Source organism: Mesorhizobium sp. B2-5-13 (assembly GCF_006440535.1).
Classification (GTDB): Bacteria; Pseudomonadota; Alphaproteobacteria; order Rhizobiales; family Rhizobiaceae; genus Mesorhizobium; species Mesorhizobium salmacidum.
In genome coordinates this window covers 329366-349532 of record NZ_VFUI01000002.1, presented here as the reverse complement: position 1 = coordinate 349532, position 20167 = coordinate 329366, and the positions used below count along the sequence as shown (strand labels likewise).

18 protein-coding genes and 1 pseudogene are annotated in these 20167 nt (G+C 62.9%); 12 read left to right on the top strand and 7 right to left on the bottom strand.

Features of this window, described 5'->3' with window-relative positions; all coding sequences use genetic code 11:
• The first annotated feature begins 77 nt into the window (after nt 1-77).
• Nucleotides 78-647 carry a NifU family protein gene (locus FJ434_RS04955; RefSeq protein ID WP_140509106.1) on the top strand — a complete coding sequence of 190 codons (570 nt, stop codon included), beginning with the start codon at nt 78-80 and terminating at the stop codon, nt 645-647.
• 156 nt (nt 648-803) lie between these two features.
• Here FJ434_RS04955 and FJ434_RS04950 read toward each other — a convergent pair whose 3' ends face one another.
• Nucleotides 804-1421: a L,D-transpeptidase gene (locus FJ434_RS04950; RefSeq protein WP_027142903.1), complete on the bottom strand. Its 618-nt coding sequence runs from the start codon at nt 1419-1421 to the stop codon at nt 804-806.
• A gap of 224 nt (nt 1422-1645) precedes the next feature.
• Here FJ434_RS04950 and cueR point away from each other — a divergent pair, with 224 nt between their 5' ends.
• Both cueR and FJ434_RS04940 read left to right on the top strand, forming a co-directional pair.
• On the top strand, nt 1646-2035 hold the full coding sequence (gene cueR / locus FJ434_RS04945; RefSeq protein WP_140509104.1) for a Cu(I)-responsive transcriptional regulator: 390 nt from the start codon (nt 1646-1648) through the stop codon (nt 2033-2035).
• A 238-nt stretch (nt 2036-2273) separates the two neighbouring features.
• Nucleotides 2274-2744 (top strand): nucleoside deaminase, encoded by a 471-nt coding sequence (locus FJ434_RS04940; protein ID WP_140509102.1) that lies wholly within the window; start codon nt 2274-2276, stop codon nt 2742-2744.
• Nucleotides 2745-3838: 1094 nt separating this feature from the next.
• Here FJ434_RS04940 and FJ434_RS29670 read toward each other — a convergent pair.
• A complete protein-coding gene (locus FJ434_RS29670; RefSeq protein WP_181165863.1) occupies nt 3839-4015 on the bottom strand; it encodes a hypothetical protein in 177 nt (58 codons plus the stop codon).
• 802 nt (nt 4016-4817) lie between these two features.
• Between FJ434_RS29670 and FJ434_RS04930 the strand changes: the two genes are divergently transcribed.
• Nucleotides 4818-5318: an MmcB family DNA repair protein gene (locus tag FJ434_RS04930; protein WP_181165862.1), complete on the top strand. Its 501-nt coding sequence runs from the start codon at nt 4818-4820 to the stop codon at nt 5316-5318.
• 53 nt (nt 5319-5371) lie between these two features.
• Here FJ434_RS04930 and nhaA read toward each other — a convergent pair whose 3' ends face one another.
• The 5 genes and pseudogenes from nhaA to FJ434_RS30565 all read right to left on the bottom strand — a co-directional run.
• Nucleotides 5372-6568, bottom strand: coding sequence for a Na+/H+ antiporter NhaA (gene nhaA, locus FJ434_RS04925; protein WP_140716486.1), 1197 nt, complete (start codon nt 6566-6568; stop codon nt 5372-5374).
• A gap of 233 nt (nt 6569-6801) precedes the next feature.
• Nucleotides 6802-7365, bottom strand: a complete 564-nt coding sequence (locus FJ434_RS04920) for an ActR/PrrA/RegA family redox response regulator transcription factor (protein ID WP_015314185.1) — start codon at nt 7363-7365, stop codon at nt 6802-6804.
• A 63-nt stretch (nt 7366-7428) separates the two neighbouring features.
• Entirely contained in the window at nt 7429-8754 is a 1326-nt protein-coding gene (locus tag FJ434_RS04915; RefSeq protein ID WP_181165861.1) for an ActS/PrrB/RegB family redox-sensitive histidine kinase, read from the bottom strand.
• 292 nt (nt 8755-9046) lie between these two features.
• The gene (gene hrpB / locus FJ434_RS04910; RefSeq protein WP_140746206.1) at nt 9047-11509 is read right to left on the bottom strand and encodes an ATP-dependent helicase HrpB; all 2463 of its coding nucleotides are present in this window, start codon (nt 11507-11509) and stop codon (nt 9047-9049) included.
• A gap of 127 nt (nt 11510-11636) precedes the next feature.
• Nucleotides 11637-11771 (bottom strand): annotated as a pseudogene (locus FJ434_RS30565) (EamA/RhaT family transporter); the annotation flags it as partial.
• A gap of 16 nt (nt 11772-11787) precedes the next feature.
• Between FJ434_RS30565 and FJ434_RS04900 the strand changes: the two are divergent.
• The 8 genes from FJ434_RS04900 to FJ434_RS04865 all read left to right on the top strand — a co-directional run bounded on the left by FJ434_RS04900 (nt 11788) and on the right by FJ434_RS04865 (nt 20118).
• Nucleotides 11788-12477: a PIG-L deacetylase family protein gene (locus FJ434_RS04900; protein WP_140716482.1), complete on the top strand. Its 690-nt coding sequence runs from the start codon at nt 11788-11790 to the stop codon at nt 12475-12477.
• Between the two features lie 250 nt (nt 12478-12727).
• Nucleotides 12728-14059, top strand: coding sequence for an ABC transporter substrate-binding protein (locus FJ434_RS04895; protein ID WP_140746203.1), 1332 nt, complete (start codon nt 12728-12730; stop codon nt 14057-14059).
• Nucleotides 14060-14184: 125 nt separating this feature from the next.
• Nucleotides 14185-15132, top strand: a complete 948-nt coding sequence (locus tag FJ434_RS04890) for a sugar ABC transporter permease (protein ID WP_095771946.1) — start codon at nt 14185-14187, stop codon at nt 15130-15132.
• Entirely contained in the window at nt 15129-16079 is a 951-nt protein-coding gene (locus FJ434_RS04885; RefSeq protein ID WP_027142892.1) for a carbohydrate ABC transporter permease, read from the top strand. Before FJ434_RS04890 ends, FJ434_RS04885 begins: the two co-directional genes overlap by 4 nt.
• Entirely contained in the window at nt 16076-16282 is a 207-nt protein-coding gene (locus FJ434_RS04880) for a hypothetical protein (RefSeq protein ID WP_140506591.1), read from the top strand. Before FJ434_RS04885 ends, FJ434_RS04880 begins: the two co-directional genes overlap by 4 nt.
• A 2-nt stretch (nt 16283-16284) precedes the next feature.
• The gene (locus FJ434_RS04875; RefSeq protein WP_140746200.1) at nt 16285-17397 is read left to right on the top strand and encodes an ABC transporter ATP-binding protein; all 1113 of its coding nucleotides are present in this window, start codon (nt 16285-16287) and stop codon (nt 17395-17397) included.
• The gene (locus FJ434_RS04870) at nt 17390-18403 is read left to right on the top strand and encodes an ABC transporter ATP-binding protein (protein ID WP_140746197.1); all 1014 of its coding nucleotides are present in this window, start codon (nt 17390-17392) and stop codon (nt 18401-18403) included. Before FJ434_RS04875 ends, FJ434_RS04870 begins: the two co-directional genes overlap by 8 nt.
• A gap of 71 nt (nt 18404-18474) precedes the next feature.
• Nucleotides 18475-20118, top strand: a complete 1644-nt coding sequence (locus FJ434_RS04865; protein WP_140746194.1) for a dihydroxyacetone kinase subunit DhaK — start codon at nt 18475-18477, stop codon at nt 20116-20118.
• Nucleotides 20119-20167 lie beyond the last annotated feature (49 nt).

Genomic DNA, 20167 nt, shown 5'->3' with positions numbered 1-20167 from the left:
TCGCTTGAATGTCCAGCCGATAGAGCCTATTTAGAACTATTCCAAACTAGTTGCCCAAAACGGGCATGGAGACGGCTATGTTCATCCAGACCGAGTCGACGCCCAATCCGGCGACGCTGAAATTCCTGCCCGGCAAGGAAGTGCTGCTCGAAGGTACCGCCGATTTCCGCGATGCTGACAGTGCGGCGACGGCCTCGCCGCTGGCTGGCCGGCTGTTCGAAATCCCCGGCGTCACCGGCGTGTTCTTCGGCTATGATTTCATCACCGTGTCCAAGGACGGCCCGGACTGGCAGCACCTGAAGCCGGCAATCCTCGGCGCCATCATGGAGCACTTCATGTCCGGCGCGCCTGTCATGGCCAAGGCGGGCCCCGCCGCCGAGACCAGCCAGACGGGCGAATTCTACGCCAAGGCCGACGAGGAGCTCGTCATCACCATCAAGGAGTTGCTCGACACGCGCGTGCGCCCGGCGGTCGCCCAGGACGGCGGCGACATCACCTTCCGCGGCTTCGAGAACGGCACCGTGTTCCTGCACATGAAAGGCGCCTGCGCCGGTTGCCCGTCGTCGACGGCGACGCTGAAGCACGGCATCCAGAACCTGCTTCGCCATTTCGTGCCGGAAGTGCAGCAGGTCGAACAGGTCTCCTAACCGCCAGTTCCCTGCCGACAGACAACAAAAAACCGGGCCGAATTGCCCGGTTTTCTGTTTGGGACGTCCGTTGTTGCCTAGACGGTCCGCGTATGAAAGGCGACTTCCAGTTTAACCACGATGTGCCGAAAAAGCGGGGCTTTCCGGCATCATGGCCTAAAGAACGATGACCTTGGCGCCGACCTCGGCGCGGTCGTAGAGGTCGATGACATCCTGGTTCATCAGCCGGATGCAGCCCGACGACATCGCCTTGCCGATCGAGTTCCATTCGGGGCTGCCGTGCAGGCGGTAGCCCATGTCACCGCCCTTGTTGAACAGGTACATGGCGCGCGCGCCAAGCGGGTTCTTCAGGCCCGGATCCATGCCGCCGGCGAACTTGGCGAGTTCGGGCTGGCGCTTGATCATCTGCGAGGGCGGTGTCCAGGTCGGCCATTCGCGCTTGATGGCGATATGGGCGGTGCCGTGCCATTCAAAGCCTTCGCGGCCGACGCCGATACCGTAGCGGATGGCCCGGCCGCCGCCCTCGACGAAGTACAGGAACTTGTTCTGCGTATCGACGATGATGGTGCCCGGCTTTTCCTTGGTGTCGTAGTTGACTTCCTGGCGATGGTACTTCGAAGGCACTTTCTCGATCGGGATCCGCGGCAGCTGGTAACCGGCATCGGTCACCGCGCCGTAGTCGTTGGAGAAGATCTGCCCGCCGATGGTGCTGCAACCGGCAATAGCGGTGGACAGCGCCAGTGCGGCGATTATTGCAAGCGACTTCATGCGCATGTGGTGATCCGGTGCCCCGCCTAAACCAGAGCGGCACGAGTCGGCCGCTTTCTCATCATCATTCATGCTGGCATTTGCTTTGCTTGCCAAGCACACGATGCCTATATGCGGGGACTTACATGCTGGTATGCGTATCACTATGGCATTTCGGCAACATACCTCGCCGGATTGTCAAGGAAATTCAATGGGCCTGAATCGCAGGCCCGCAAAATCGAGGACCCGCCATGAATGTCGGCGACGCCGCCCACCGCTCAGGCCTGCCGGCCAAGACCATCCGCTACTACGAGGAAATCGGCCTGATCGCGCCCGCGCGCGCCGCCAATGGCTACCGCGACTATTCGGGCGACGACATCCATCGGCTGGCCTTCCTGCGCCGCGCGCGCAATCTCGGCTTTTCCATAGACGATTGCCGCCAGCTGATGGCGCTCTACAGGGATCGTGGCCGCGCCAGCCAGGACGTGCGCGCGATCGCCGCCGCCCATGTCATGGCCATCGAGGAGAAGGTGCGCGAGCTGCAATCGATGCGCTCGACGCTGCAGAAGCTCGTTCACGCCTGCCATGGCGACGAGCGGCCGGACTGCCCGATCCTGGATGATATGGCGGGGGCGGCGTGAGTCAGCGACAAACCCCATCGCAGGAGCGATAGACCTCGTATTGAGGAAGGTGGCCTGGGCGAAGGCGGCGAAAGACGGCAAACCAGATGCAGCCCGCATCTTCGAAAGCCCCGTCTTGCCCCTGTGATTGTCGACGGTGCGAGTGGCCTTGCACACTTCCGTGAAGGCCGCCAGCATTGGTTCGTGTAGTATATTGCACGCTCTAATATGAACGTAACGTATAAGCCGGAGAGAGCGCATGACCCGCGACCAGATGCTCGCCTACCTTCGCGCCGCCGATGCGGTCGCTCGCGAGGCTGCCGCGCACGGCCATCATCCGTTCGGTGCCGTGCTGGTCGGCCCCGACGACGCGATCCTCATGCGCCAAGGCAATATCGATACCATTCATCACGCCGAGACCGAACTTGCACGGCGCGCGGCGGCAGCCTATTCGCCTGAGTTTCTGTGGACATGTACGCTGGTCTCAACCGGCGAGCCCTGTGCGATGTGCACCGGAACGCTCTACTGGGCGAATATTGGCCGGCTGGTCTATGGCTTCGAGGAGATCGAGCTTCTCGCGCTGACTAGCGACCATCCCGAAAACCCGACGATGAACCTGTCCTCGCGCGTTGTGCTCGGCTCTGGACAGAAGAAGATCGAGGTTCACGGCCCCTTCCCCGAAATTGCGGACGAGCTGGTCTCGGTGCACCGTGGCTTCTGGCAGCGGTAGTGGTTCTTCGGGTTTGCTGGGTTGCCGGTCTGTCCTGAATGTCTTCCAATTTCGCTTTTGGTTTGGCTACCAGATAATCGCCGCCTAAAAGCCTATAGTTGATAGACCGATGGCGAATTGAGGACGTGCTGATATGGTGCGCGTCATGGACCAGAGGATTTTAGGCTATGGACGCGGAGGGGCGGTTGGCGTCTTTCTCGGCCATATCGTGTACATGATTTTCAACGGTGACGATCCGCGCAGCATCATAGAAAGTGCCGCAATGTCTGCCGTGGTCGGAGTATTTATCGTTCTGCTTGTCGAAGGTGATTTTAAGCGGCGGGGAACTAGGCACCCCTAACCTTGCGTCATCGCCCCCCACACTATCCCAAAGCGAGGAGGATGGCTCACAGCGTCTCCTCCTTGCCTTGATACGAAGGGTGCGCCAACCCAGCCCTGTTCAAACCCAATAAAAAGCCCGCCACAGACGCCTGAGAAACCGTCGCAGCCGCAGATCGACAAGTTTAGAGAAGCCGCGCGCGAACTGAAAGCCGACCAGTCCGACGCAGCCTTTGAGGCTATCGTAAAGAAGATCGCGCATGCACTGAAGCTGACCCAGGAACAGACAAAGGAACTGGTGCGTCGGAAGCGGGATCAAGGCGAAGATTAGACGGCTATTCACCCTTTCTTCACCATATCAGCACATGCTCATAAGCGGACATGCTGATGTAGCTCGTACGTGTCGAAAGCCCCGGTGCAGGCCCAAGCGCCGGGGCTTTTTCAGATAGCTCCCGATGGCTCCGGGAAATAGCGTCCTTCAGAAGATTCCCATGACAACTAGGATGATCCCAATCGCCGCAAGGGCCATGACGAGGATCATGGCCATCTCGAAGGCGTGACCAAAATTGTCAGTCATCAGGCACCACGCACAAAGGACAACAGCCCGGCCTGCTCATCGTGTGACACAGGATCCCGCAGGCCGGGCCGTACGCCGGCTTTTGAGGGCACGAGCCGGTGAAGGTTGAGCATGTTCCTAAGCGGACCTGTCGCAATGGCATGTCCGAATGCGTACAAAATTCCGGTCTTATCCAGCAAACGGACCAAACAGCCTTCGGCTACTTTTTCGCCAGCAAGAGAGCTTCGCGCACCAGCGATGGCAAACTGCCAACGCCAAGCAAATCGATAAGCTCGCGTGCTTGGCTGAGGGTGATTCCGGTTTTGTCGACAAGCCAGTTGGCATGCTTGTCCTTGGCGGTTTGGATCAGCATTTTCGTTTCATCGAGTTCGTGCATGGCAAATGCTCCATGGCGAAACCGAAACGTATCCCTAGTGAAAGTAGCTCGCAAGCCGCGTAGGTGAAATCGTACAAATCAGACAAATCGGCCCCGCGGCCCGGCGCTTGAACGAGGATGGGTTTGTCAAATATACAATCGCCTTCTAAAAGGCGATTGTATATTTGACAGACCCAATGACAGAAAGCCCTTGCCGGGTTCAATCCGACTGGATTGAACCCGTCCCCGGCGGCGCGAAGAAGCACGTCCATCTGAACCGGTAATAGGCCTCAAATTTCAAGTGAGGAATGATCGTCCGGTAAAACGTCATCAATCGCTCGCAGATATGGTATTGATCATCAGGCGAAGTCTGGACGCGTTCTCGGGGGATAAACCACTCCGGTTCCTGGGGCTCATTCAAGTAAGCCGGGCGCGGCATCCTGACGAAATAACCGTCTTTCGTCATCCTGACGTAGTCGGAACTGATCGGGTGGCAATCTTTGTTTCCGCAGCAGTTATAGTGAAGGACGGGATCAGTCTTGCCTGTATACCAATCGTGAGCGTCTGCATCGCCGGGCAGAATGAGCCATGCCAATGCGATGTGTCTTAGCGACTGTCTCATGGAACTAGCCCCTCACCATTTGCCTATAGCATATTAGTGAGCGCTAATCAAAGTGGTGAAGCCGACCGGCTTGTCGACAAGTCAGGCGGCGCTATCCAGCCGTAGCCTGTGGAAACCGGTATCACGTCGCTTTAAATTAGCCAGCCTTAATAAGAATCGAACGGGTTCAAACCATGAACAAAATCTGGCATGGTGCCTGCCATGCCAATCATCTCCCCGATTCTCCTGAACCCTCTGATCGACGGCCGCCAGTCCGAGCGCGCCATGCTGGTGCGGCGTGGCGTGCAGCGGCTGCTGATGCAAATGGGCGCCCATGTGCTGCCTGAACTGTCGCTGGCCACCGGCCGCCGCGCCGACCTCGTGGCGCTGACGCGGCAGGGCGATATCTGGATCATCGAGATCAAATCCTCGATCGAGGATTTTCGCGTTGACCGCAAGTGGCCGGACTATCGCCTGCATTCCGACCGTTTTTTCTTTGCCACCCATCCGGGCGTGCCGGCCGAAATCTTTCCCGAAGAATGCGGCTTCATTCTCTCCGACGGATATGGCGCCGAAATCCTGCGCGATGCGCCGGAGCATCACATGGCGGCGGCAACGCGCAAGGCGCTGATGCTGCGTATCGCGCGTGCGGGTGCTTCGCGGCTTCTGGCGGCGGAACTCGCGGGGGTCGCGGTGCCGGCACTGGAGGGGGAGAGCGAGTAATCGCGGCCCTGAAATTGACGCCCGCAACTGTCAGATGCTCCAGCCCGGAACTGCTACTCCTCCGTCCCTTCCACTCCACTCGCAGCCGGCGCCATCAGCAGGACCGCGGCGCCGAGCAGCGCGGCGATGAAGGAACCGGCGAGAATGCCGACCTTGACCGCGTCCTGCAGCGCCACGTCACTGGCGAAGGCGAGCAGGCCTATGAACAGGCTCATGGTGAAGCCGATGCCGCACAGCAGCGAGATGCCGATCATGTGCGACCAGCCGGCATGGGCCGGCAGATCGGCGAGGCCGAAGCGGATGGCGAGCGCGGAGGAGCCGAACACGCCGACCAACTTGCCGACGACGAGACCGGCCGCGACGCCCAGCGTCAGCGGCTCGATCAAGGCGCCGAAACTCAGGCCGGCAAGCGAAACGCCGGCATTGGCAAAGCCGAAGATCGGGACGACGATGAACGCCACCAGCTTGTGCAGGCCATGCTCGAGCCGGTGCAGCGGCGAACGGTCGAGATCGTGGCCGATCCCGGCGGAGCGTTCGAGCGGAATGGTGAGCGCAAGTGCTACGCCGGCCAGCGTGGCATGGACGCCGGACTTCAGCACCAGCACCCACAGGATGGCGCCAAGCATGAGATAAGGCACCAGGCTCATCACCCGCATGCGGTTGAGCACGACAAGCGCGGCAATGACGGCGAAGGCCGCGCCGAGATAGGCCAGCGACAAACCGCTGGTGTAGAAGATGGCGATGATGATGACGGCGCCGAGGTCGTCGATGATGGCAAGCGCGGTCAGGAAGACCTTCAGCGAGGCCGGCACGCGGCTGCCGAGCAGCGACAGCACGCCGAGGGCGAAGGCGATGTCGGTGGCGGTCGGGATCGCCCAGCCGGACAGTGCGGCCGGATTGCTGCTGTTGATGGCGACATAGACCAGAGCCGGCACCACCATGCCGCCGGCCGCGGCGATGCCAGGCAGCATCCTGCGCGGCCAGGTCGAGAGCTGGCCATCCAGCATCTCGCGCTTGATCTCCAGCCCGACGAGCAGGAAGAACACCGCCATCAGCCCGTCATTGACCCAGTGCGAGACACTGAGCGGGCCGATATAGGCGTGGAGAACGGCGAAATAGGTTTCGGCAAGCGGCGAATTGGCGACGATCAGGGCAAGGGCCGCCGCCACCATCAGGATAATGCCGCCAGCCGCCTCGCTGTCCAGGAACTCGCGGAAGACGGAAACCGGCCGTTGCTTCAAATCCTGCATTTTGCCTCCGTACCTAGCCTGGCAGCCAACGTTGTTTGCAATGATGGCAGGTGCCGTTGACGATGCAAGGCGCCTTAGTTTCGTATGAGTTCACAGGCATATCGTATGCTTGGGAAATCGACCGACATCGCTTAGTCATCTACAGGCGTAGCAAGGAGCGCAGCGACGCGGCGCAAACCCGAGGATGACGAAGCTCGGGTGGCCTTACGCCAATTGCCCGGAGTCGACGTCTCTCAGCGCGGCGCTCGCTTGGCGAGGATCCGCTGCAGCGTGCGGCGATGCATGTTGAGCCGGCGCGCGGTCTCGGAGACATTGCGCTCGCACATCTCGTAGACGCGCTGGATATGCTCCCAGCGCACCCGGTCGGCCGACATCGGGTTTTCCGGTGGGGCGGCGCGCTCGCCGGTGGTGCGGGTCAGTGCCGCAAAGACATCGTCGGCATCGGCGGGCTTCGACAGATAGTCGACGGCGCCGAGTTTCACCGCGGTCACCGCGGTGGCGATGTTGCCGTAACCGGTCAGGATGATGGTGCGGGAATCCTCGCGCTTCTCGCGGATGGCGGCGACCACGTCGAGGCCATTGCCGTCGCCCAACCGCATGTCGACCACCGCATAGGCGGGCGGATTGGCGCGGGCCTTGCCCACGGCCTCCTCTACGCTCTCCGCCGTCTCGACCACGAAACCCCTGGTTTCCATGGCACGGGCCAGACGGGTCAGGAACGGCTTGTCGTCATCGACGATCAGAAGCGAGGTATCCTCGCCTTCAACCATAGGCCCACTGTTTTCATCGCCTGTCATCGTCTCGAAAATTCCTGCTGCCTTATTTTTACGCAGATATAGTTTTGCGGGGCTATTGTCCAATTACGCAGTGTCAAACATCGTCGCCGGGGCCGTTTCCGGGTTCAGGAAAACGCTCCTCGGCCAGGAAATCCGCACCACGGCCCCTTCGCCGAGGCCGCTCGAATTGCGAAAATCGAGTGTGGCGCCAGACCGTTCGAGCAATGTCTTGGCGATGAACAGGCCGAGCCCGAGGCCGCCTCCGGCTTCATTGCCCTGGCGTGTCGACATATAGGGCTCGCCAATGCGGTCGATGATCTCGGGCGGAAAACCCGGGCCGTCATCGGTGATCGAGAAGGAGACCATCGCCTCGTCCCAGCTCCAGCGTATGGTGACGCTCTTGCGGGCGAAATCGACGGCGTTCTCGACCAGGTTGCCGAGGCCGTAGATGACACCCGGATTGCGCCGCCCGACCGGCTCCGGTCCGGTCCGCTCGCCCGGACGAAGCTTGATCGAGATGCCGAAGTCGCGATGTGGCGCGGTGACCTCCTCGACCAGCGAGGTCAGCGGCAGGCGGGACAGATGCGCCTCGCCTTCGGACGACAGGCTGGTCAGGCGCTTCAGGATTTCGCGGCAGCGCTCGCTCTGCGAGCGCAGCAGCTTCACGTCTTCCCCGTATTTCGGATCGGTGCCGAGCGCCTTCTCCATTTCCTTGACGACCAGCGTGATGGTGGCGAGGGGCGTGCCGAGTTCGTGCGCGGCGGCGGCGGCCAGGCCATCGAGCGCGGAAAGGTGCTGCTCGCGCTGCAGCACCAGTTCGGTGGCGGCGAGCGCGTTGGCCAGAAGCCGGGCTTCGGCGGCCACCCGGAAAGCGTACATGGCGGTGAAGGCGATGGACGACAGCACCGCCATCCACATGCCGGCGACATACACGAAGGGCATCGCCAGCGGCGCGTCCTCAGGCCAGGGCAGCGGCAGATGGCGGAAGACCAGCAAGGTCGCCGCTATCATCACCAGCCCGCCAAGGATGGCGGTGAGGCGAAGGGGCAGCGACGTTGCCGAAATGACGACGGGCACGGTCATCAGCAGCGAGAACGGATTGGTCAGGCCGCCGGTCATATAGAGCAGCCCGGCTAGCTGCAGGCTGTCGAAGATCAGGATGCCGAAGGCTGCGAACGGAGTGAGCCGGTGCGCGGCCGGAAACCGGAAGGCCAGAAACAGGTTCATCCAGGCCGAACAGGCGATCAGGGCAAAACACAGGCTGACCGGCAGCGGGAATTTCAGGCCGTAAGCGACGACGAGCACCGTCACGCTCTGTCCGACAATGGCCAGCCAGCGCAGCCGGATCAGCGTGTTGAGGCGCAGTCGCTGGCTCTGCTGGAAATCGGGCGTGTTCAGGATGTTGATCATGGCAATGGATTACAGCCGTGGGAGGAATAGCGCCAGTAGCGCTGTCAGCCCGAGCCCTCCCCCACTTCGTCATCCCTGGGCGAAGCAGGAGCGAAGCTCCGTCGCGGAGACCCTGGGATCCATGCCGTGACCTTAGCCGGAGCGTGCAGCGGAGCAGAATTCTGCACCGTCGCGTGGCCTTGATGTCGCGGCATGGATCCTCGGGTCTACGCTGCGTCGCTACGCTCCTTGCTTCGCCCGTGGATGACGAAATGATGGGCGCCAATCGCCAAGGCGTGCGTTATCCCCAAGGCTAGGTCCCTCGCGGTTTGGCGCGGGCGGTGGCGGCGGCGAGTAGCGGGTTTTCCGGCCAGACATGTTTGGGATAGCGGCCGCGCATGTCGGCACGCACATCGGCCCAGGAGCCGCGCCAGAAGCCGGGCAGGTCGCGCGTCGTCTGGATGGGCCGGTGCGCCGGCGACAACAATTCGAGCGTCAAAGGCACGGTACCGTTGGCGATCGAAGGATGGCGGTCGAGGCCGAAAAGTTCCTGGACGCGGACCGCCAGCACCGGCCATTCGCCGTCGTAGCGGATCGGCACGTGGCTGCCCGACGGAGCGTCGAAATGGGTCGGCGCCAGCGTCTCGACCTTGCGCTGCAGGTCGTGCGGCACGAGCAACGCCAGCCCGGCCGGGACAGTGCCGGGGTCGATGGCGGCCAGGGATGCCGCACCGGACAGAAACGGCAGCAGCCAGTCGTCGAGTTGTCCGATGAGTGCTTCATCCGACATGTCCGGCCAGGGCGCGCCTAAGCCTTTGTACAGCCAGGACAGCCGCTGGCGCAGCGTCTGAGCCTCCTTGCTCCAGGTCAAAAGGGAAAGCCCATGCTCGCGCAAGGCTTCGATGATGGCGCGATCGGCATCGGCGCCGGCCGGCGCCGGCAGCATGCGTTCGACGAGCGTGATGGCGCCGAGGCACTCGGTTTCGCGCACCCGCACGGCGCGGCGCTCGCGGTCGAAACTCGTCTGCCTGTGCGTTTCGATCTTGTTGCCAAGCGTCGACCGGATGTCCTCCTCGCCGATTGCCGCCGCCGCCGTGATGCGGGCATTCTGCGCCTTGCCCTGCAGGTCAGCGACGACCAGAAAGGGTTCACCCGCCAGCGGATCGGCGGCATCGAGCATGGCGCCGGAGCCATTGGCCAGCACGAAACGGCCGCGCTCGCCGCGCGCCTTGGCGACGCGGTCCGGCCAGGCATGGATGAGCAGGGTTCCGGTTGGAACAGCTCCGCTGGTCTTCGCGCCGCCTGCCTGACTGGCCAGGCGCTCGGCAAGCTGGCGCGCCGACGCGGCACGCGGCGATTTCTCGCCGCGAAAGCGCATCAGCCGCCGTTCGAGGTCGGCACCGTCGCCGCCGAGGCCACGCTCGGTGAGCAGCACGGCAAGCATGGCTGCTTCCTGCGCCTGTCCGGCCTTCGCCGCCTCGGCGACCATATGCGCCAGCCGTACCGGCAGAGCGAGCTTGCGCATCGAAGCGCCCGCGTCCGTCAAGCGGCCTGCCTCGTCGATGGCATCGAGTGCGCGCAACAGCGCCCTTGCTTCATTGAGCGCGGGAGCCGGCGGCGGATCGAGGAAAGCGAGCGTCCTGGGATCGGCGACACCGAAGGCGGCGCAGTCGAGCAGGAGGCCGGATAGGTCCGCCTCGAGGATTTCCGGCGGCGTGAAGGCGGGAAGTGCCGCCGTCTGCTCAGCCCGCCACAGCCGATTGGCGACGCCGGCCTGCGTACGGCCGGCGCGGCCGGCGCGCTGGTCGGCGGAAGCCTTGCTGACGCGCACAGTCTCCAGCCGTGTCAGGCCGCTGGCCGGCTCATAGCGTGGCAGCCGCGACAGACCGGAGTCGATGACGACGCGCACGCCGTCGATGGTGATGGAGGTTTCGGCGATCGAGGTCGCCAGCACCACCTTGCGGCGGCCCGCCGGCGCCGGCTTGATCGCCGCGTCCTGCGCCTTGCCGTCGAGCTGGCCATAGAGCGGGACGATATCGGTGTCGGCGCCGACCTTGCCGGCCAACCGCTCGGCGGTGCGCTCGATCTCGCGCTGGCCAGGCAGGAAGGCAAGCACGCTGCCGCTCTCGTCGGCAAGCGCGGAGCGGATTGCCTTGGCCATGGCATCCTCGATCGGCATCCCGGCCGGCCGTTCGTCGTAGCGGACATCGACCGGGAAGGCACGGCCCTCGCTTTCGATCACCGGCGCGCCCGACAGGAGTTTCGCGACCCGTGCGCCGTCGAGCGTTGCCGACATCACCAGCAGACGCAGATCCGGCCGCAGCGCGCCTTGTACATCGAGGGCGAGAGCGAGACCGAAATCGCCGTCGAGCGAGCGCTCGTGGAATTCGTCGAAAATGACGGCCGAAACGCCGGGCAACTCAGGGTCGTCAAGAATCATGCGTGCAAGCACGCCCTCGGTGACGACCAGGATTTTCGTCCGCGCCGAGGTGCGGTTTTCCATACGCATGGCATAGCCCACCGTGGCGCCGGGCTCTTCCCCCAGTAATTCGGCCATGCGGCGCGCCGCGGCGCGGGCGGCAAGCCGGCGCGGTTCGAGCAATACGATCTTGCCCGCGCCCAGCCAGGGCGCATCGAGCAGCGCCAGCGGCACCAGCGTGGTCTTGCCGGCACCGGGCGGTGCCACCAGCACGGCGCTGTTGCCAAAGCCGAGCGTCTCGCTCAGCTCCGGCAGCACGGCGGATACCGGAAGCTCCGGCAACGGTCTGGTCGTCATTGCGATCGCATATCAGCGGTCGCGGGCGCCGTGCAACTCGTGAAAGTCGCGCCGGTCAAAGCCGGGCTCGCGCAAACGGATTCCAACGCACCGTACCCAGCCGCGCTTCCTCGCGCACCAAGCAGCAGGCGAACAGCGTCGAAAAGAAGCCAATCTCGAACACCGTGAATTGGCCGCCCAGGCTCTTGATAACGGCATCGCTGCCCGAATAGCTTGCATAGGCGATCGGGGCGAGCAGGATTCCGTTCGGTACGTTTTTCATTTCCGGGGAGATAAAGTTGAAAATACTGGCGCTCGGTGCGCATGCGGACGACATCGAGATCTTCATGTTCGGTACGATGGCCGCCTATGCCGCGCAAGGCGCGGAACTCAGTTTTGCCGTAGCCACCGATGGTGCCAGGGGCGGCAAGAGCGATCCCGCTGTCCTGGCTCGTGTCCGCCGTGAGGAAGCGATGGCCGCGGCCGCGCTGCTGGGGGCGGCGGCGCGCTTCCTCGATTTTCCCGACGGCGGGCTTGTGGCCGACGCCGCACTGATCGATGCGCTGAAAACACTGATCGGCGAAATCGGGCCGGATCTTGTGATCACGCACGCGCCCAACGACTATCACGCCGACCATCGCGCGCTGTCGGACGGCGTGCGCATCGCTGCGTCGTTCGGCGTCCCCGTGCTGCATGCCGACACGATGGGCGGCACCGGGTTCTCGCCGACCCACTATGTCGATATTTCCTCCCATGCCGATATCAAGGCCAGGGCGATCCGCATGCATCAGTCGCAGGACCCCGATCGCTTCGTCGATATCGCGCTGACGCAGAACCTTTTTCGCTCGGGCCAATGCAATGGCGCGCAAGGCTCGCTGGCCGAAGCCTTCCGCTTCGAGCCGACGTTTCCATTCGGCGACATCCGCGCGCTGCTGCCGCCGGCGCCGCCGATCCGGACGGTGATGGTGAGCACCAAGCGGGTCGACTGAACCTCCGCGTCCACAATCCGCGCTCGTCCGACCGGGGCCTTCGGCGCTTTTCCCAACGTTTTCAGAGACCGGCTTCAGCATGTTGCGGCGCAGCAACGAATTCGCTTGCCTTGTTTAGTAAAAATTGCATCACTAAACAAATTACTAAACATCCGCGGCGCAACGATGCCGCCATGTTTGGGCCTCTGAGGAGAGAGGTTGAGGTTCTTGAGACCGCCATCCGGGCGTGTTTCACAAATGGGAGGAAGGCATGAAATCGAGATTGAAACTGGCGTTGGGACTGACCTCGGCGATCGCAGCGTCGACAGCCGTCTCGAACACCGCGCACGCTGAAGACCTGACGCTGTGCTGGGCCGCCTGGGACCCGGCCAACGCGCTTGTCGAACTGTCCAAGGATTTCACCAAGGAAACCGGCATCGGCATGAAATTCGAATTCGTGCCGTGGACCAACTATGCCGACCGTTTCCTCAATGAGCTGAACTCACACGGCAAGCTCTGCGACCTGATCATCGGCGACAGCCAGTGGATCGGCGGCGCGGCCGAGAACGGCCACTACGTCAAGCTGAACGACTTCTTCGACAAGGAGAAGATCAGCATGGACGACTTCGTGCCGGCGACCGTCGTCGGCTATTCGGAATGGCCGAAGAACACGCCCAATTACTGGGCGCTGCCGGCCATGGGCGACGTTGTCGGCTGGACCTACCGCAAGGATTGGTTCTCCAAGCCCGAGCTGCAGAAGGAGTTCAAGGAGAAGTATGGCTGGGACCTCGGCCCGCCCACGACCTTCGACCAGTTGAAGCAGATCGCCGAATTCTTCCAGAAGCGGCAGGTCGACGGCAAGACAGTCTATGGCGCCTCGATCTACACCGAGCGCGGTTCCGAAGGCATCACCATGGGCGCCATGGACGTGCTCTACAGCTATGGCTTCCAGTACGAAAACCCGAAGAAGCCCTACGAGATGGAAGGCTTCGTCAACTCCGAGAAATCGGTGAAGGGGCTGGAATTCTACAAGGCGCTCTACGACTGCTGCACCCCTCCGGGCGCCTCGAACAGCTACATGGGTGAAGGCGTCGATGCCTTCAAATCCGGCCAGGTGGCGATGCACATGAACTTCGCCTTCACATGGCCGGGCCTGCAGAAGGACGAGAATGTCGGCGGCGACAAGATCGGCTATTTCGTCAATCCCAAGGGACCGGACGGCGACCAGTTCGCCCAGCTCGGCGGCCAGGGCATTTCGGTGGTGTCCTATTCCGACAAGCAGGAAGCGGCGCTGAAATACATCAAGTGGTTCGCCAACAAGGACGTGCAGGCCAAGTGGTGGTCGCTCGGCGGCTATTCCTGCCTGAATGCGGTGGTCAAGGATCCGAAATTCCCGGCCAGCCAGCCCTATGCTCAAACCTTCCTCGACTCGATGGCCATTGTGAAGGACTTCTGGGCCGAGCCGAGCTACGCACCGCTGCTGCAGGCGTCGCAGAAGCGCTTCCACGACTATGTCGTCGCCGGCCAGGGTTCGGCCAAGGATGCGCTCGACGGGCTGGTCAAGGATTGGACGCAGGTCTTCCAGGACGATGGCAAGATGTAGCCGCGAGGCAATATCCAGGCTCCTCCCGAGCTGTGACCGCCGCGTCCCGTGCCGACCTTGGCACGGGACGCGGTTCAGATAAATTCCATCACAGAGACGCCCAAGTGACCGAAGCAGGACTTACCATGCTCAATCGGACCGCGGAGAACGTTGCCCGGGCAACCCCGGAACCGTTGGCGCGCAAGGTCCGGGGCATCAGCGACAAGGGCCTCGCCTGGCTGTTCATCTCGCCGACGATCCTGTTGCTGCTCGCCATCAATATCTTCCCGCTGTTCTGGGCGATCTATCTGTCGTTCACCAATTTCCGCGCCAACCGCCCCAACGAAGTGGTGAAGAACCTCGGTTTCGCCAACTACCAGCGCATCCTCGGCGACCAGGACATCTGGATCGCTATGCAGACGACGGCGCATTTCGTGTTCTGGACCATCCTCTTGCAGACGCTGATCGGCTTCACACTGGCTTGGCTGATCGACAGGAAGTTCCGCGGCCACGCCTTCTGGACGACGCTGATCCTGGTGCCTATGATGCTGTCGCCGGCGGTGGTCGGCAATTTCTGGCGCTTCCTCTACGAGCCTCAGATCGGGCTGTTCTCTTATGTGATCTCGTTCGTGTCGGGCATTCCGCCGACAAGCATCCAGATGCTCTCCAACGTCTCGCTGGCACCGTGGTCGATCATCATCGTCGACACCTGGATGTGGACGCCATACGTGATGCTGATCTGCCTCGCGGGCCTGCGTTCCATCCCTGAATACATCTATGAGGCGGCCGAGGTCGACCGTGCCTCCAACTGGCGACAGTTCTGGTCGATCACCCTGCCGATGGCGCTGCCCTTCATCATGCTGGCGGTGCTGTTTCGCGGCATCGAGAACTTCAAGATGTTCGATATGGTCAATCTGCTGACCGGCGGCGGACCGGGCTCCACCACCGAGGTGGCCTCGATCACGCTGAAGCGGCAGGCCTTCGAAAGCTGGCGCACCGGCTATTCGTCAGCCTTCGCCATCATCCTGTTCGTCGCGGTCTTCGGTCTCGCCAACATCTACGTCAAGGCGCTCAACAAGGTGAAGCAGAGATGAGCCTGACCACTGCCCATTCGGTCGTCGCCCCCTCGGCAGGTTCGAAGCGCATCGCCGGCGCCATCATCATCGCCTACGCGCTGATCTCGATCGTGCCGCTGTTGTGGATCTTCGCCACCAGCTTCAAGACGCCGCCGGACTCGATCGCCTATCCGCCGAAGATCGTGTTCCAGCCCAGCATCGAGGGCTACTGCAATTTGTTCACGACGCGGACCAGGCAGACGCCGGAATACATCAACTCGCTCGGACCGGCGACCGGCTTCTGCGACGAGACGGTGCGCAAGCGCAACATGGTGATCGCCGGCCCGTCCAACTTCCTGCCGCGCTTCATCAATTCGCTGGTCATCGCCTTCGGCTCGACCTTCTGCGCCGTCTTCCTCGGCACGCTGTCGGCCTATGGCTTCTCGCGCTTCAAGGTGCCGCTCGCGGACGACCTTCTGTTCTTCATCCTGTCGACACGCTTCATGCCGCCGATCGCGGTCGCCATCCCCATCTATCTGATGTACCGCGAGCTTGGGCTGTCGGACACCGCGCTCGGCATGATCCTGCTCTACACGGCGGTCAATGTATCGCTGGCGGTTTGGCTGCTCAAAGGTTTCATCGACGAGATTCCGCGCGAATACGAGGAAGCCGCCATGATCGACGGCTACACGCGGCTGCAGGCCTTCTGGCGCACCGTGCTACCGCAGGCGACCACCGGCATTGCCGCGACCGCCATCTTCTGCCTGATCTTCGCCTGGAACGAATACGCCTTCGCCGCGCTCCTGACCTCGGGCACGGCGCAGACGGCGCCACCCTTCATCCCGACCATCATCGGCGAAGGGGGACAGGACTGGCCGGCGGTGGCGGCCGGCACGACGATCTTCCTGGTGCCGATCCTTGTCTTCACGATCCTGCTCCGCAAGCAATTGCTGCGCGGCATCACCTTCGGCGCGGTACGCAAATGAGCATGACCAAGCCCATCAAACGCAAGTCGCGCTGGCCGCGCTGGGCAAGGCGCGGGCTGATGGAAAACATCGCGACCGCACTGATCGCCATCGGCTTCCTGATGCTGTTCCAGCCCTTCGCGCTGTCGCTCTACACCTATTCCTTCATCACCATGCTTGCCGGCACGGTGATGTTCATCGTCGTCTCGAAATTCCCGGAATAACCATGGCCGAAATCCGCATCCAACATCTGAGAAAGGCCTTCGGCGATTTCGTCGCGGTGCAGGACTCCAACTTTGTCATCGAGGACGGCGAGTTCTTCGTCATGCTCGGGCCATCGGGCTGCGGGAAGACGACGACTTTGCGGATGATCGCAGGGCTCGAACTGCCGACCGGCGGCCAGATCCTGCTCGGCGGCGACGACGTCACCATGCTCAGGGCCCGCGAGCGCGACATCGCCTTCGTCTTCCAGCTCTTCGCGCTCTATCCGCATATGAACGTGCGCAAGAACATCGGTTTCCCGCTCTTGGCGCAAGGCATGCCCTCGGCCGAGATCCGCACCCGCGTCGAGGAAACGGCGAAGCTTCTGCGCATCGACCATCTGCTCGGCAAATCCGTATCCGGTCTTGCCGGCGGCGACCGCCAGCGCGTCGCGCTTGGCCGCGCCATCGTGCGGCGGCCGAAATGCTTCCTGATGGACGAACCGCTGGGGACCCTCGACACCGAATTCCGCGATTTGATGATCCATGAGTTGCGCGAGCTGCACAACCGTATCCATGCGACGACTGTGTACGTCACACATGACCAGATGGAAGCGATGTCGATGGCCGACAAAATCGCCGTCATGAACCACGGCGTTATCGAGCAGTTCGGCACACCGCGCGAGATCTACGACCGCCCCGCTACCATGTTCGTCGCCGACTTCATCGGCTCGCCGCCGATGAATTTTCTGGGCTTCGGCGGCGGGCTCGCCAAAGGTGCCAAGGAGATCGTCGTCCAGGGTGCCAAGGTAGCGGTGCCGGAAGTGCGCGAGGACATCGCGCCGGCCGACATGGCGCTCGGCATCCGGCCTGAGCACATCCGCTTCGACGATGCCTCCAAGCTGCGCGGCGCGATCTACGGCACCGAATATCTCGGCACCACGCAGATCGTGGCGGTGGAGACGGCGGACGGCATCATCAAGGCGCGCGTGCCGGCCGAAATTCGACTCAACACCGGCGACCATGTCGGCCTGACGCTGAACAGCGCGCGGCTGTCGCTGTTCGACAAGGGCTCCGGGCGCGCGGTGAGGACGGCGATCCACGATACTGCTTCGGAGCGGAGAGTGCAGTATGGCTGATGTGCGCATCAAGGGCGTGACCAAGAATTTTGGCGAGCAGACCGCCGTCAACAGTCTCGACCTGCATATAACGGACGGCGAATTCGTCGTGCTGCTCGGACCGACCGGCGCCGGCAAGACGACGACGCTGCGGCTGATCGCCGGGCTGGAGCGGCCGGATGCCGGAACGATCGAGATCGGCGGCCACAATGCCACGAACCTGTCGCCGGCCGAGCGCGACACCGCTTTCGTCTTTCAGCAATATTCGCTCTATCCGCATTTGTCGGTGTTCGACAACCTCGCCTTCCCCCTGCGCTCGCCGGCGCGGAAAATACCGGAAGACCAGATCCGCCGCCGGGTCGAGGAGGTGGCGAAGATGGTGCGCATTCATCACAAGCTTGGCAACCGGTCGACGAAATTGTCGGGCGGCGAAATGCAGCGCGTCGCCATCGGCCGCGCGCTGGTGCGCAAGCCGTCCATCTACCTGATGGACGAGCCGCTGTCGTCTCTGGACGCCAAGCTGCGCGCGGATCTCAGGCTCGAATTGAAACGCATTCAGTCCGAGCTCGGCGCCACCATGCTCTACGTCACGCACGACCAGATCGAGGCCATGACCATGGCCGACCGGATCGGCATCCTCGCCGACGGCGTGCTGGTGCAGATCGGCTCACCACGAACCATCTATTCCGAACCGGCAAACCTGCATGTCGCGGCACGGCTTGGCCAGCCCGCGATCAATCTTCTGCCGACGGGGCTTCTGCCTGATAGCGGCGCGCCGGCCGGCACCAGGACGATCGGCGCACGCACCGAGCATCTGGCTATCGAGAAAGCCATGCACGGCCATGCCGACGGCGTCGTCGACTGGGTCGAACATCTCGGCGACCAGAACCATCTGCATGTGACAGTGGGGCCGAAGAAACTGGTGACGCTGACCGATCCCGACACGGATCTGGCGCAAGGCGACAAAGTGATGATCCGCTACCGGTCGCCGCTCTATTTCGGCGCCGACGGACAACGACTGATGTGAATGGTTTTCGGCATCCCCGCCAAGGTGATGCCAGCTTCTGATTGACGATTGCGAAATACGGGACGAATTCGATGAAGCACTTTTTCAACCGCAGGGAAACGATCGTCACCGAGGCGCTGGACGGATTGTTGCGCACCATTGGCTCAGGCGACCTCGCGCGCCTCGACGGCTATCCCGAGATCAAGGTCGTGCTGCGCGCCGATTGGGACAAGTCCAAGGTTGCCATCGTCTCCGGCGGCGGCGCCGGGCACGAGCCGTCGCATGCCGGCTTCGTCGGCAAGGGCATGCTGACGGCTGCCGTCTCGGGCGAGATCTTTGCCTCGCCAAGCGTCGAAGCGGTGCTGGCGGCCATCCGCGCGGTCACCGGGCCGGCGGGTTGCCTGCTGATCGTCAAGAACTACACCGGCGACCGGCTCAATTTCGGCCTGGCGGCCGAGAAGGCGCGCGCCGAAGGCTTTCGTATCGAAATGGTGATCGTCGCCGACGACATCGCGCTGCCCGATATCGCCCAGCCGCGCGGTGTTGCCGGCACATTGTTCGTGCACAAGATCTCAAGCCATCTGTCTGAAGCCGGCCGCGATCTGGCCGAGATCGTGTCAGCCGCACGTGCGGCTGCGAAGGATATCGTCTCGCTCGGCATGTCGCTGTCGTCCTGTTCGATCCCAGGCCAACAGCACGAAGACAGGTTCGGCGCCGACGATGGAGAGCTTGGACTAGGCATCCACGGCGAGCCCGGCGTTGAGCGCATCGCGGTGCAAAGCGCCGACCGGCTTGTGGCTGTTATGGCGGAGCGGCTCGTGGTGCGCCTCGACCCGACGGCCACCTATGCCTTGCTGATCAACAATCTGGGCTCGGTGCCTCCGCTCGAAATGTCGCTGGTTGCCAATGCGGTGCTTGCCTCGCCGCTCGCCAAGACCGTCAAGCTGACGATCGGCCCCGGGCCGCTGATGACGGCGCTCAACATGAACGGTTTCTCACTGTCGCTGATCAAGCTCGATGCGGCGCGAGAGGCTGCCTTGCTGGCACCCGTCGGCCCGCATGCCTGGATGCCGGCAAAGCCGGTCGTTGCGCCTGCTGTCGAACCTATGACCAAGGCAGCCGGACAAGGCGCGGCGCGCAAGGCCAGCCAGGATGCAGGCACCAGGCGCTTGATCGCCACTGTCTGCGAAAGGCTGATTTCGCTGGAAGCGACATTGAACGGACTGGACGCCAGGGCGGGCGACGGTGACACCGGCTCGACCGTGGCGACCGGCGCGCGCAGCATCCTCGAACGGCTCGATACGCTGCCGCTTGCCGGGCCGGCCGCGACCCTTGGCGCGATGGGCGATATCCTGAGCGCCTCGATGGGTGGCTCCAGCGGCGTGCTGCTATCGATCTTCTTCACGGCGGCGGCGCAGGCAATGGACAGTGATGCGAAGCTATCCAAGGGGCTGCTCGCCGGGCTTAAACGAATGACCTTCTACGGTGGCGCAGAACCGGGCGATCGCACCATGGTCGACGCGCTGGAGCCGGCCTTGAAGGCGCTCGACGACAAGGGTCTGGAGGAAGCCGCGATAGCGGCCCGACGCGGCGCCGAGGCCACAGCCGCGATGGACAAGGCCAAGGCCGGACGGTCCGCCTATGTCGGCGCCAAATTGCACGGCGTGGTCGACCCCGGCGCCCATGCCGTGGCCGAAGTGTTCGCGGCCGCCGCCACGCTGCTTGTCACGGCCTGACGCATGCACCAGTTGTCGAACGACCGTTCTTTCGCTACTGCGGGCAAGG